Below are 12214 nucleotides of genomic sequence, written 5' to 3' on the forward strand. Positions count from 1 at the left end.
GAAATTCCTTGTCGCAAGTTTCTTCGCCAACCAGCCCACGCTCGCACATCATTCGCGTGCTCATCGTCGATGACTCTGCTTTTGTGCGTAAGTTCGTGAGGCAGATGCTGTCGCGCAGTCCCTTCATCGAAGTGGTCGGTGCTGCCCGCGATGGCCTCGAGGCGTTGGAACTTGTCGAGCAACTCAAGCCGGATGTGGTGACGCTCGATCTGAACATGCCGAGTGCCGATGGGCTCACATTTCTGCGCGCACAAATGGAGCGTGCCCCCCTTCCGGTAATCGTGGTTAGCATGGCCAGCAAGGATGGCCAGCAGGTGCTCGAAGCACTTGAGGCAGGCGCGATCGACGTCATTCAAAAGCCCACTGGTTTGGCGACCGAACGATTATTGGAGATCACCGAGGAATTGCTGGCGAAGGTTAAAGCGGCAGCCGCTACGCATCTGTTGAAGCGACCAGCGGTCGAAGCTGGCGCTCCGCTGGTTCCTTTGGCTAGTCGGATCACGAATCGCCAGGTTGATGTGGTCGTTTTGGGCGTTTCTACCGGCGGTCCGCAGGCGCTAAAGTACTTGATTCCCCGATTACCAAAGACGTTCCCCGTTCCGATCGCCATGGTTTTGCACATGCCCGTGGGATACACGGAGCTATTCGCCCGCAGTTTGCGTGATGTTTCCGAACTCGACGTGCGGGAAGCTCGGGAAGGTGACATCCTTCGCGCCGGCCAGGTACTACTGGCACCCGCAGGGTTTCATCTTTCGCTCTTGCGTAAGCCTACAGGTGAGGTAGCTTCTCACCTGGACTTGCTGCCAATTGATACGGCTCACCGCCCTGCTGTCGATGTCCTATTCAAATCTGCAGCCGACGTATATGGTGAAAGGACGCTCGGAATAGTGATGACCGGCATGGGTTCTGACGGCACTCCCGGCTCAGCCTGGATCAAGGCTGCAGGTGGCCGAATTATCGTCGAATCGGAAGAGAGTTGCGTGGTTTACGGGATGCCTCGGTCTGTGGTCGAAGCGGGCTTGTTCGATCGCAGCGTTCCCCTGGCAAAAATGGCTGCCACGATTCTGGAGATGCTGTAATGGCAAAAATTCTGATTGTCGACGACTCCAATTTGGCGCGTCGAACTACACGCAAAATCCTGGAGGAAGCGGGCCACACTGTGGTCGATGCGGAAGACGGCTTCACCGCGCTCGAACGTTACTTTATCGAGAAGCCAAACCTGGTGATGCTCGACGTGACGATGCGCGAAATGGACGGCATCGAGGTGCTTGGCCGCTTGCGGCAGATGGATGCGAATTGCCAAGCGATTATTGTGACGGCTGACATTCAAAGCTCGACTCGTCAGATGGCCGCCGATGGCGGCGCTGCTGGGTTTGTCGTCAAGCCAGTTACATCCGCTTCGTTGCTGGCGGCGGTAGAGACGGCTTTGCAAGGAGGGATTGCGCCGTGCAATTAACGCCGCTCCAGAAAGACGCCGTCACCGAACTGATCAACATTGCCTTTTCGCGCTCCGCTGCCTCTCTGTCTGACCTCACAAAAAGCCGCGTTGACCTGGAAGTTCCAGAGGTCAGCGTCCATGAAATTCACGAGGTTGTCGATGCACTTAGCAAGTTCGTGAGTGGCGATGTAGCAACCGTTCATCAGGTCTTCACTGGCCCAGTCGCTGGCGATGCCTTTCTGCTTTTGAATTTTGACGGCGCAGTGCAACTCGTCGATTTGCTGACGGGAGAACGAAGCCTCGGCGGCACGTTAGGCGCATCATCACGCGAGGTAATAACCGAGGTCGGTAACATTATCATGAATGCCTGCCTGGGGGTGTTCGGAAATCTGCTGCACGTTCGGTTCTCGTTTTCGATTCCTCGCTTGAGCCTTGATGTGCTCGCCGAGAAGGTGCAGTCGCTGGTCGTGGATGAGTCGGTTCCGCAACACGCACTCGTGGTCGGTGCTCGATTCAGGATGCGCGGAAGTGAAGTAACGGGCTGCCTGATCTTGGTACTAGGTATCGCTTCGTTTGCCCTGTTTCTGCAATCCGTTGAGAATTGGGCTGAGGCGGAGATGGGTGGCGCCGCTGGTATTGCTGTCTAGTCGAATTTTTTTCGGTGAGTCTTAAGAGTCTGGCATCGCGATGGAAGTCAACAATACACTCCTGAAGAACCTCGATCACTTGGGTTCGTGGGGGATTCTGACGACCGATGTTGACTCGAAAATCACCGGCTGGAATCGCTGGCTGGAAAAGCATACTGGCCAGAAGAGTGAGCAGGTCGTCGGGCGTACTCTGTTCGACGTCTTTCCTGAGTTGGTGATTCGCGGCCTGGACCGCTACTATTCTCAGGCTCTCACCGGCCAATCGGGAATTCTGTCACAGCGGTTTCATGCGTACCTGCTCCCGATGCCGCCCACGGTTGCATCAGCCTCGCTGATGAATATGCAGCAAACTGCAAAAATCAATCCGCTGATGGAAGGTGAGCGGATTATCGGCACTTTAACTCTGATTGAAGATGTCACCGAACGAGTTGCCACTGAATTTGAACTCCGTCAGCAAGCCCAAAGCTTGGAAGACGCCAATCGGCACAAAGACGAGTTCCTGGCCATGTTGGCCCACGAATTGCGCAATCCTTTGGCTCCAATTCGCAACGGCATTCGCCTGCTGGATCACGTCGCGACCGAGAGTAGCGAAGCTCGCGATACACGCCAGATGATCGAGCGGCAAGTCACGCACATGGCGCGCCTGATCGATGATCTGATGGACGTGTCCCGAATCGTCCGCGGTAAAGTGCGTCTGCAAAAAGAACCGTGCGATTTAGTGCAGATTCTGCGCGACGTCGCCCACGACTATGAGGCCATTCTCGCCGACAACGGCTTAACACTATTTGCCGAACTCCCCACCGAGCCTTGCTGGATGGAAGGCGATGTAACGCGACTGTCGCAGGTCATATCGAATCTGCTGCACAACGCGAACAAGTTTACGAACAAAGGGGGGAGAGTTTGGCTGAAAGCCAAGATCGATGCTGCTGCATCGTTAATAACCATTAGCGTGCAAGACGACGGCATCGGCATGAGCGCGGAAACTGTGGCCAAGGTCTTTGACACCTTCAGCCAGGCGGAAAGCAGCCTCGCGCGTAGCAAGGGAGGCCTTGGATTGGGTCTGGCGCTCGTCAAGGGTCTCGTCGAACTACACGAAGGTCGCGTTGAAGCATACAGTTCGGGGCTGGGGAAAGGTTCGGAGTTTCGCGTTCGCTTGCCACTGAAGAAGGCCGCGCCGCTCAAAACCCTTACTGCACCAGTACCAACAACAGAAAAGCTACAACCCAAACGTGTCTTGGTCATTGAAGACAACCGCGACACGGCCCTCAGCATGAAGATGCTTCTACGTCACATGGGCTTTGATGTGCAAATCGCCCATTCTGGACCCGATGGCGTTGAGTTGGCAAAGCGTATCCTGCCGGACGTCATCTTGTGCGATCTAGGCCTGCCCGAGCTTGACGGATTCGGCGTCGCCCGCACGTTGCGGAGTGACGCTGCCACGTGTGACATGCTCCTGATTGCACAAAGCGGCTACGGTCAAGAGAACGATATCCTGAAATCGCGAGAAGCGGGCTTTGACCTCCACCTCGTGAAGCCCATCGATTTTTTGCAACTCCAGGGCCTGATTACTTCGGCGGAAAACCGTCGTCTCAAAACCTAAACAGCAATCGCAGCCCCACTTGCGAGGAGTCGGCGATTGACCTCAAGCGGCCAACGATTGGTTTTCATCCCGTCAGCCAATAGTTTGAACGGTCTCCCGATCGTTGCGTCTCCCACGTACCGGTCGTTCGTTCCCACCGCTGTTCGCGTAAATCTTTGGTTAGAACCCTACAGAATCGAGTCGTGATGACCGATGGTGCAACCAGGATTTGGGACCTCGCCACGGGAAAGACAACAGTTGGTGCAAAGGCTGGCAGCTATCCTCAAAGGTCCGCGATCATCAGCCCGGACAATTTGCGTCTTGCGATTGCGTCGGGCGGTGCTTCGGTTGAAGGGAGGAACATCGAGGAGAGTTGCATCTCTATGACTTGAAAGACAGGCGGGGAGATAGCCGGGATCAAGCTCGGGGGTGACGGACACTTGATTGGATTTTCTCCAGACAGCCAGACGCTTCTCACTGTTGGCACCGAGTTTGTGTTCTATAGCTCCGAGACTGGCAGAACGATTCGCGCCCTCAAGGTATCGGATGAATGAGATTTGCATTTCGAGGAGGAACGAGTTGGACCGCCTGGTGCATGAGTGGTATTTGCCTTCCTTTCCGACTATCTGAAACTGCCCACCCGCGCACTGAGCCAGCGCGCGCTATTTTGACTCTGGGCGTGCGGATTCAGGCCTCCGTTAGGTCCGGAGGTTCGCAATCATCCGCGTTTGATGGCGAACGTCGACGGCATGGTGTTTGCTTCATCCAGATGCCAAGCGAAGCGGGGTTGTCCGCTGCCTGCAGTGTCGTCTTCACAAACGCTCATCGATACTTGGAACCATGTCAAACCATCTCCAGTTTCATAAGCTTCTAGTTGCTGTCGATTTCTCACCTGCGTCGTGTGCTGCGATACAGCAGGCGGTGTGGGTTGCAAAACAAACAGGTGCGGCGCTCACCCTGGTACACGTGCTGCCTAACATAAGAAAATCCATGCACTCGGCGTCAATCGACGCCAAACTCGACTTGCTGTACGGCGAAGGCAGCGTGTTCCATCGCGAAGTACTAAGCGCGGCCGAGTTGCGCCTGCAGCAATTGGCCGAGAAGGTCGCCGATCCCGATCTAGTGATCAAGCACAAGGTTTTGCTGGGGGAGCCTTTGGCTGAAATTTGCCGCATCACGCAGGTTGGAGAATACGACTTGGTGCTCGCCGGTGCTCATGCGATGACTGTCTGGCAAGAGCTCTTTGTCGGCAGCACCGCCAAAAGGCTCATTCACATCTGCCCAGCTCCTGTTTGGATCGTCCGGCCCGAGCACGTCAGTCAACCTGCTGCCATTCTAACGGCCACCGATTTCTCGCCCGTCAGTCGCCGCGCAGTCGATGTAGCCAGCAGCCTAGCTCACGTTGCAAAAGCCCCTCTGCACATGTTGCATGTCGTAGATTCAATGGATGTACCCGAAGATATCTTCAGCAAATTGTCTGAAGGGAAGTCACTTCGTAACGAGATTAACGAAGCCGCGAAACAGCGATTCGATGAGTTCATATCCGCACTCGGTGTCCAGGGTGATCTTAGGCCGCACCTGACTTGGGGCACGCCCTGGAAAGAAATCAATCGCATTTCCGATCAGCTACAAATCGACTTACTCGTTGTAGGCAGCATCGGCCGTAGTGGGATAACCGGCATGTTCATGGGCAATACTGCTGAGCGACTCCTCGCATGTTGCCGGAGTAGCTTATTGACCGTTAAGCCCGCGAACTTTCTTTGCCCCATTCCGCTCGGCGAAACGGTTACTGAAATTGCCGGCCAACCGGCCTTCATTGGTTGATGGTGGATTGCGTCCTTTTCGTCAAGCAGTCCGCTAAGAATAGATCTCGCAGGGTTGAAGTGATCGCCATTATTCTGACCACTTGCAACCGCGTTAGGTCTGCGTGAGCGGAGAAATGTTCGTTGAACCCGTGGCTACTACGCACCGACTTCAGTTGCCTGCACGCCCTTCTGACAATGTGTGTAAACGAACACCGAAATGGAGAGGTCGCCTAAATGGGTATGGATCAGCGGCAGCACTACCGTCCAGTCCAATCCACCTACTCCGGTCGCCAGTTTCGGCAACGCGACGCTTTTAATCTTTTCTTTTTCTAATTCATGCCGAAGCCTCTTCAGGCTGTGGTTCACATATGCGGTGGTGGCCCTGCCAGGCTTGGCACCGTGACCGTGTTCCCCCTCTTGGGTCAGCAAATTGAACACCTGCACTCCAGTTGCGTCCCAGAACCAAAACTCACCCGGCTTCGGATGAGTTTGATGAGCATAGTGGCGAAAGTCTTTGACCATAGTCGGCCACCTTTCGTGCAACGCGGCAGCTAGGCCATGGTCGAAGTGGTCGTTCGGAGCCACTCCATGGGCAATGGCTTGCGCTTTGGTCAACAGGATATCACCAGAGACTTCATGAATCATTTGGTTTCTCGATGGGGCACGACGAAGCTGATCGGTAGCAAAGTTGCTGGCAAGGGTTTTTGAGTCATTCCGATGTGCGGGTTCGCACACATCTGCCCAGTTCGCACGATTTAAATGACGAATATGCCTGCTTACCGACGTTCGCAATCGATGTGCCAACGAAGCTACAAAGCCTTCCGGATATAGCTCTTCAGCAACCCGCCCAGCCGCTGCGAGCAATGGATCTCATCCAGCGAGACGATCACGGCGTTTGCGGTCCTCTTCTTCCGTCTGACGACCAGTTCATTTTGGATCTCCCTGTGCGGTAGTTCCTTGCCCCCAGCTTCTGCGTGAGCTTCACGAGGCGGACGCGTTCCTTCAGCGTCACCCTGATGTATTTCGTCAACTTTGACCTGAGAATCTGTTTCTGTAGCTCCGCCTGCAAGGTTGCAGCAAGGGCCGCCCCACTCGGCCCAGAATCAACGAGCACGGCGACTGCTCGTATTCCGATCCTTGCCGCTCGCCCCCCTGGTGCTGACGGAGTGGGGCATTAACCTGGCCAGACGCGGCAGGCAGCAGGGTCGGGACGTGACCGCGGGGCGTTGACGGTGATGGGGCGCCGGGATACCGTGACGCCCACGGTGCACGCTTCCTTCTATGTCCGAGGCCCCCCTTATGGCCGCCGACACATCGGTCCCTTTTAACAAGCTGACGGACGATCCCATCGGCTTCGACATCTTGGAAGCCAACCCGACCGTGGCGACGGCTACTTCGTGGCGATCACGGCCGGGCACCCCGGCCACGCGCGGCTCAAGTTTAACCCGGTCGGCCGCCCAAACGAGCCGATTCAGGACTCGCTGAAGGTGCTGGTGTATGCACCGCTGGAGGTGTTGGTTTACGTCTACCTCGTGACCGACGGCCAGGGTCGCACCTCCGCCCTTTCATTCGCCGCCGTCGCCGGCCGGCTGAAAGACATCAACGAATTCCTAACCCCGCAAACGGGCATCTCGTTCCGGCTGAACCTCAACGAGCGGTTCACCGTCGCCGCCGACCTCGGCCAGCAGGTCACGACAGAACCCGAGGTGTGGGCGATACTCGACGAGTTGAACGCCAACGCGGACCGGTTCGCCCCGACCCTCGCTAACATCAGCCTCTATGTCGTGCAACGCTGGTCGGCACTCGACGAATGCGCTAGCGTAACCTGCACGAAGGACGTCCGTGGCCTGGCCGACCCGCGGTCGGACGTGACCGGCGAGCGCCGGTGCATCATGGAGGACGATACCAGCGTGAAGCGATACCTCACGAGGCTCGCCCACGAGTTGCGGCATACGCTGGGGGCCGAACACGATGACGACCACGGTGACGCCGCGTTGATGGCGTTCCGCAAGGGAGAGGACGGCCTGTACATCTACCCTAACACCGTGCGCGAAATCCGCGGGCTGCCATGAGCGGTGCGGCTCCGGTCCGCCGCTGGACATGGGAAGGCATTCGGCTCGCCTGGCCTAGTGGAGTTCGGGGTGACTCATGATGCATTTCGGCAACTTGGATCTGAGAATCTGGTTGTCGACCTTCGGATATTTGACCTGGCGGGCTAGTTCCTTCTGCGCGACGCCGGCAATCACGAGTTGCAAGGACTGAAAGATGTTGGGCTTCGAATTACATTGGGTTTGACGCAGCGAATGATGGGAGTGCGTTCTTTTTTGCACCCCGCCGGAACCGTCGGCCATCTGAAACCTAACTCGATCACACGTGAGTTTCGGTTAGCGGAATTCGACGACCTCGCGACGCTGAAACTTCTCACGATGGTTTGGTTAACAGCCCATCTTCACAGACGGCTTTCGAATCGTTCTCGAAGCTGTTAACCAGAGTTCAAATCTCGCGATTGGGGTATCCGGCCGAACTCTCCTCATAACTGCTTAACACAAAACCGCGTCCCATTCTGAGACGAAAAACAGAGAGCGCGGTTAGTAGGAGAGTCCCGACCAGGGAGCTTTTCTTTTTTCCCCGGAAACGGGATACCCTGCGGTTAACGCAGTTTGCCGGCCAGAGAGTCCCTCTAGCGGCTTGCGTTTACTAGAGAAACCGCAACGGGTTACGACGACGGCACGACTCTCTGCCAGTCGCAGAATTGGTCCTTCAATTCTACTTCGACCACTCTCCCGCCGCTACCTTTCTAAGAACTCTCTGCGCTCTCTTTCCGCAGGGCCGAACGGGTTAACAACCCGGTTGCTCTCGCACCCCGAAGGCAACCGGTTCGGAAATTTGTCCAAACCACCGCAGGAGAGTTTGCGATTGATACGAGTTCTTTCCCTTGGCCACCCCTCAGATTAACCTGACGGCTGTGCAAGAGAATAAGTAGTTAGGCGGCTCGACCCCTTACCCATCATGGCCTGGTACGACGAGTGCGATAATCCGAAAATCATCAGCGGTTACTATTCCACGCTGTTGCCGCTCAACCGCATTGACCTACACGAGGTCGTGCTTCATCGCGATGGCCCACTGCTCAAGTTGCGCGGCAATCTGCCAGTCTTTCCTGACCGACCAAGCAAGCGATGGCCAGAGCAAGCCAACACCGCTCAGGTCACGATTGCACTTTGGGGCGTTTCTAGCGTCAGCATCAGAGAGTGGGCGACTACTATTGAGGGCACTTTTGCGTTGGAGCGTCTCGGCCCGCAGCGGCTTTCGTTCAGCTTTTGTTCCGATGCCACTACGATTCGTGGCGAGTGCGACTCAGCACGTATTGATGAGATCACAGCATACATCAAGGGCGCGGCCTAACCATGCGCTGCAGCGAACCGGACCTTCGTTGTGAGTTCTGATAAATTGAGAGCCGGTCGGCACAGTGTCGGCCATCGAACATTGGTTCGTTTGGCAATTGGAGAAAGGTCATGAACGAATCCAGCCAGGGCGTGATCACTATCCGGAGGCCAAGAAGATTTGTTGCCGCCGCTTTGAGTGACTTCATCGTGCGAAGCGATGGCCAAAAAATAGGGCGGGTGGAGTGGGGAGCGCGAGCTGACTTCACCGTCGCTCCGGGGGAACACATGGTGGACGTATCGATGGACTGGGGCTGGTTGCGCCCGCAACGAGTCGTCGTCGATCCGGGTACCAGAACCGAGTTGATAATCAGCGGGCGGTCAGGCGCGGCCTGGAAGATATGCTTGCCGGCGTTTTTCGCAATCGTGATCGCCATCGCGTTTCTCGCGGTGTTGCGGCAGTTCACATCGTTCACCGACGCGAACTGGTTGCTGCGGTCGGCAGTGGGCTTCGGTGGCTTTGCCGTGATCTGCGCCGGTTATTGGTTCGTGACCCGAAAACTTGGCAGCGAATACTGGGATTACTGGGCTGCCTACACCCTGGAATTGGCGGGAGCGACCACGGCGAATGTGGAGCGAGGACGACGGCTGGCGGCGTGGCTGGGCGTGGCCTGCCTGGGACTGGTGCCGGTGTGGTCCCTGTCGGCACAAGAACCTAAGCTGCGGGCCACTCTCCAGGGGCATACCAATGCGGTTGTGTCCGTGGCATTCAGCCCGGATAGCAAGACCCTGGCATCGGCCAGCTATGATGGGACGCTGAAATTGTGGGACATGACCACAGGCAAGGAGCGAGCAACCCTGGGCGAGTACAAGGGCTGTCTCGGCTGTGTTGCGTTCTCCCCCGACGGGAAGACCCTGGCATCGGGGGCAATCGGATCGCCTGTTCCCTTACCCGATCTCAAGCAAGTCAAGTTGTGGGACGTGGCCACCGGCAAGGTACGCGCCACCCTCGAGGAGGATGCTTACTTCGTCCACTCCGTGGCATTCAGCCCGGATGGCAAGACCCTGGCATCGGTGAACGGCGACGTCACGCTCTGGGATTTGGCCACCAACAAAGAGCGAGCCACCCTCCAAGGGCATACCGAAGAGGATCAGACCACGAGCGAACCTGCCTACGGTGTCGAGTCCGTGGTGTTCAGCCCGGATGGCAAGACGCTGGCGGCGGCGAGCCATGACATGACCATCAAGGTCTGGGACGCGGCTACCGCCAAGCGGTCGACCCTTCAGGGACATACTCATGCGGTCTATTCCGTGGCCTTTAGCTCGGATAGCAAGACTTTGGCATCGGCGAGCGGCGACAAGACTGTCAGGCTTTGGGACTTGGCCACCAATAAGGAGCGGGCCATCCTCAAGGGCCATACCGAGTCCGTAGTATCCGTAGCGTTCAGCCCGGATGGCAAGATCCTGGCCTCAGCGAGCCACGACAAGACCGTCAAGTTATGGGATGTGGCCACCGGCACGGAGCGAGCCACCCTTCTAGGAACGGAGTCGGTAATGTTTGTGGCGTTCAGCCCGGACGGTCGGATGTTGGCTTCTGCCGGTGGGACGACCGCCAACGCACCGGGTGAGTTGAAGGTCTGGGACATCGCCAGCGGCATGTAGGCTGCGGGATAGTCCTTGTTCAATCGCGGGCGGAACAAGCCGCTGCAGCAGACCGGCCGGGGCTGTTGCAGTTCGGGAGCTGGTGCATGCCGGCCGCTCAACGATCTTCGTTTGCCGTATCAGAATCTCGCACTCAAAGCGTCGCTTTCGCCAGAAGAGAAGGAACGGTTGTACTCGGTGCTGTGCGTTATTTCGGCAGGCGGCGTCAGCCCCGAGTTGGCTTCAGCGCTCCCAGTGGGCAAAGGAATGCCGGATTTGGAATGTATAACCATGTTGTACCGCGAGGCCCGGCGGTCTAGCAGTCGCCCGTAGCTGATGGTGGCCAGTGTGAGGTGCTGCATCTGGCCAGGCCACGGTAAGCGTTCTAATTAACTGATAGCCGGTCGGCACGGTGCCGGCCATGGAACGTTGGTCCGTCGGCCGCCTGGATCTGTGAGATGAGATTCTACATCCTAGCCGGACTCGTCATATTCGCCTGGGGTTGCTCGGAACGTAATCCCTCGAATCCGCCAAGTCCCAAGACAGTCGTAGACGCCGCCCCCGACTCCAAAGAGGCCCGGTTTGTTTTCGTGGCGCCAGACGGATTTGAATGGAACGATAAACATGGCATTTGGTACAACAAACGCACAAGGATGAGCATTACGGTTGCCCATGCGCCTGGAGAGTCATTTCAAGCCGTAGTTGATGACTTTGTTGCGGATCGCATGTTGGCAACGAACATGGAGTTGCTCAGCAAAGACACTCGTGACGTTGATGGTCGAGCCACCCTTCTCGTACATGGCAATCGATTGAATGCGAAGTACCCGCAGCAATTTTCTACGGTCGCATACGGTACGAGAACGGGGTGCGCGCAGCTAACCGCGATCTATCCAAGAGACACGGCAGGGCACTTGAAGACCCAGATTGAGGATTCATTGCTTACCTCGCGGTATGAAGTTCCCGATTGACGGCGAATCAATCGTTGCACCGGATCGGTCGGCGCGTTGCTCCCCAATGGAAAGAAGTAAACCGTGAGGAAGACGAGCTCCGATGAATGCTACGTTCGAACTGTTGTCGCCACGTCTACGCCTGCGACGTCTCCAACGAGATGATGCCGCAGCAATTTTCCAATATCGGTCGTTGCCCGAGGTTGCACGCTTCCAGTCTCGGGAGTCGTTCACAGCCGATGACGCGGCAACCTTGATCGCGGCTCAGGAAGGTATCGCTCCGAATACACCCGGCACCTGGTTGCAACTACTGCTAACGCTAAAGGATCAGAAGACAGTTGTCGGCGACTGTGGGATCCACTTTCTCCCGGGCGACGACCGCCAGGTGGAATTGGGAATCACCCTGTCGCCCGAGTACCAAGGCCGAGTACCAAGGCCGAGGACTAGCGGCTGAGGCCATAGCGAACGTGCTGCGGTACCTCTTCGACTCGCTCGGTAAACATCGGGTGTGGGCCCTCACGGACGCCGAGAACGGTAAAGCAGGGAATTTGTTTCGGCGTTTGGGTGTTCGCCAGGAGGCGCACTTCGTCGAGAACATCTGGTACAAGGGGGCGTGGGGTAGCGAGTTTGTGTTCGCCATCCTGCGCCGCGAGTGGCTCGAACGGGCTGGGCTCGTGACGGCCGACGAGCGCAGCGCCGACTAACCCGCCGCTCAATGGCATTACGTTAGGCGCTGCAGATGAATTGGATCGCCAATTTGCTCACCATCTAGATGAC

General features: G+C 56.9%; 12 protein-coding genes. 10 read left to right on the forward strand and 2 right to left on the reverse strand.

Going from position 1 to position 12214, the window contains the following annotated elements; translation table 11 throughout:
* Nucleotides 1-8 precede the first annotated feature (8 nt).
* The 5 genes from cheB (at nt 9) to ETAA8_RS19340 (ending at nt 5488) form a co-directional block, all read left to right on the forward strand.
* On the forward strand, nt 9-1079 hold the full coding sequence (gene cheB / locus ETAA8_RS19320) for a chemotaxis-specific protein-glutamate methyltransferase CheB (RefSeq protein WP_145091984.1): 1071 nt from the start codon (nt 9-11) through the stop codon (nt 1077-1079).
* Nucleotides 1079-1456 (forward strand): response regulator, encoded by a 378-nt coding sequence (locus tag ETAA8_RS19325; RefSeq protein ID WP_145091987.1) that lies wholly within the window; start codon nt 1079-1081, stop codon nt 1454-1456. Before cheB ends, ETAA8_RS19325 begins: the two co-directional genes overlap by 1 nt.
* On the forward strand, nt 1447-2085 hold the full coding sequence (locus ETAA8_RS19330) for a chemotaxis protein CheC (RefSeq protein WP_145091990.1): 639 nt from the start codon (nt 1447-1449) through the stop codon (nt 2083-2085). The genes ETAA8_RS19325 and ETAA8_RS19330 overlap by 10 nt, the downstream gene beginning before the upstream one ends.
* Before the next feature lie 40 nt (nt 2086-2125).
* Nucleotides 2126-3685 (forward strand): hybrid sensor histidine kinase/response regulator, encoded by a 1560-nt coding sequence (locus ETAA8_RS19335; RefSeq protein ID WP_145091993.1) that lies wholly within the window; start codon nt 2126-2128, stop codon nt 3683-3685.
* 819 nt (nt 3686-4504) lie between these two features.
* On the forward strand, nt 4505-5488 hold the full coding sequence (locus tag ETAA8_RS19340) for a universal stress protein (protein WP_145091996.1): 984 nt from the start codon (nt 4505-4507) through the stop codon (nt 5486-5488).
* A 137-nt stretch (nt 5489-5625) separates the two neighbouring features.
* Here ETAA8_RS19340 and ETAA8_RS19345 read toward each other — a convergent pair whose 3' ends face one another.
* The gene (locus ETAA8_RS19345) at nt 5626-6114 is read right to left on the reverse strand and encodes a macro domain-containing protein (protein WP_145091999.1); all 489 of its coding nucleotides are present in this window, start codon (nt 6112-6114) and stop codon (nt 5626-5628) included.
* Between the two features lie 752 nt (nt 6115-6866).
* On the opposite strand from ETAA8_RS19345, the gene ETAA8_RS19350 reads away from it, so the two are divergent.
* From ETAA8_RS19350 to ETAA8_RS19360, 3 genes are all read left to right on the forward strand, one after another.
* On the forward strand, nt 6867-7541 hold the full coding sequence (locus ETAA8_RS19350; RefSeq protein ID WP_145092002.1) for a zinc metalloprotease: 675 nt from the start codon (nt 6867-6869) through the stop codon (nt 7539-7541).
* A 937-nt stretch (nt 7542-8478) separates the two neighbouring features.
* Complete coding sequence (locus ETAA8_RS19355; protein ID WP_145092005.1) at nt 8479-8871, forward strand: Imm50 family immunity protein; 393 nt, start codon at nt 8479-8481, stop codon at nt 8869-8871.
* A 110-nt stretch (nt 8872-8981) separates the two neighbouring features.
* Nucleotides 8982-10511: a WD40 repeat domain-containing protein gene (locus tag ETAA8_RS19360; RefSeq protein ID WP_202921095.1), complete on the forward strand. Its 1530-nt coding sequence runs from the start codon at nt 8982-8984 to the stop codon at nt 10509-10511.
* 665 nt (nt 10512-11176) lie between these two features.
* On the opposite strand, the gene ETAA8_RS34745 is transcribed toward ETAA8_RS19360, so the two are convergent.
* Nucleotides 11177-11323 (reverse strand): hypothetical protein, encoded by a 147-nt coding sequence (locus ETAA8_RS34745; RefSeq protein WP_202921096.1) that lies wholly within the window; start codon nt 11321-11323, stop codon nt 11177-11179.
* A 217-nt stretch (nt 11324-11540) separates the two neighbouring features.
* Between ETAA8_RS34745 and ETAA8_RS35935 the strand changes: the two genes are divergently transcribed.
* Both ETAA8_RS35935 and ETAA8_RS35640 read left to right on the forward strand, forming a co-directional pair.
* On the forward strand, nt 11541-11891 hold the full coding sequence (locus tag ETAA8_RS35935) for a GNAT family N-acetyltransferase (RefSeq protein WP_202921097.1): 351 nt from the start codon (nt 11541-11543) through the stop codon (nt 11889-11891).
* Nucleotides 11788-12141, forward strand: a complete 354-nt coding sequence (locus ETAA8_RS35640) for a GNAT family N-acetyltransferase (RefSeq protein ID WP_202921098.1) — start codon at nt 11788-11790, stop codon at nt 12139-12141. The genes ETAA8_RS35935 and ETAA8_RS35640 overlap by 104 nt, the downstream gene beginning before the upstream one ends.
* Nucleotides 12142-12214: the final 73 nt, after the last annotated feature.

The organism is Anatilimnocola aggregata, from assembly GCF_007747655.1.
GTDB lineage: Bacteria > Planctomycetota > Planctomycetia > Pirellulales > Pirellulaceae > Anatilimnocola > Anatilimnocola aggregata.

Coding starts and splice junctions, on each gene's coding strand:
- ETAA8_RS19325 (WP_145091987.1), top strand. CDS start 1,079: ATGGCAAAAATTCTGATTGTCGACGACTCCAATTTGGCGCGTCGAACT.
- ETAA8_RS19335 (WP_145091993.1), top strand. CDS start 2,126: ATGGAAGTCAACAATACACTCCTGAAGAACCTCGATCACTTGGGTTCG.
- ETAA8_RS19340 (WP_145091996.1), top strand. CDS start 4,505: ATGTCAAACCATCTCCAGTTTCATAAGCTTCTAGTTGCTGTCGATTTC.
- ETAA8_RS19345 (WP_145091999.1), bottom strand. CDS start 6,114: ATGATTCATGAAGTCTCTGGTGATATCCTGTTGACCAAAGCGCAAGCC.
- ETAA8_RS19355 (WP_145092005.1), top strand. CDS start 8,479: ATGGCCTGGTACGACGAGTGCGATAATCCGAAAATCATCAGCGGTTAC.
- ETAA8_RS19360 (WP_202921095.1), top strand. CDS start 8,982: ATGAACGAATCCAGCCAGGGCGTGATCACTATCCGGAGGCCAAGAAGA.
- ETAA8_RS35935 (WP_202921097.1), top strand. CDS start 11,541: ATGAATGCTACGTTCGAACTGTTGTCGCCACGTCTACGCCTGCGACGT.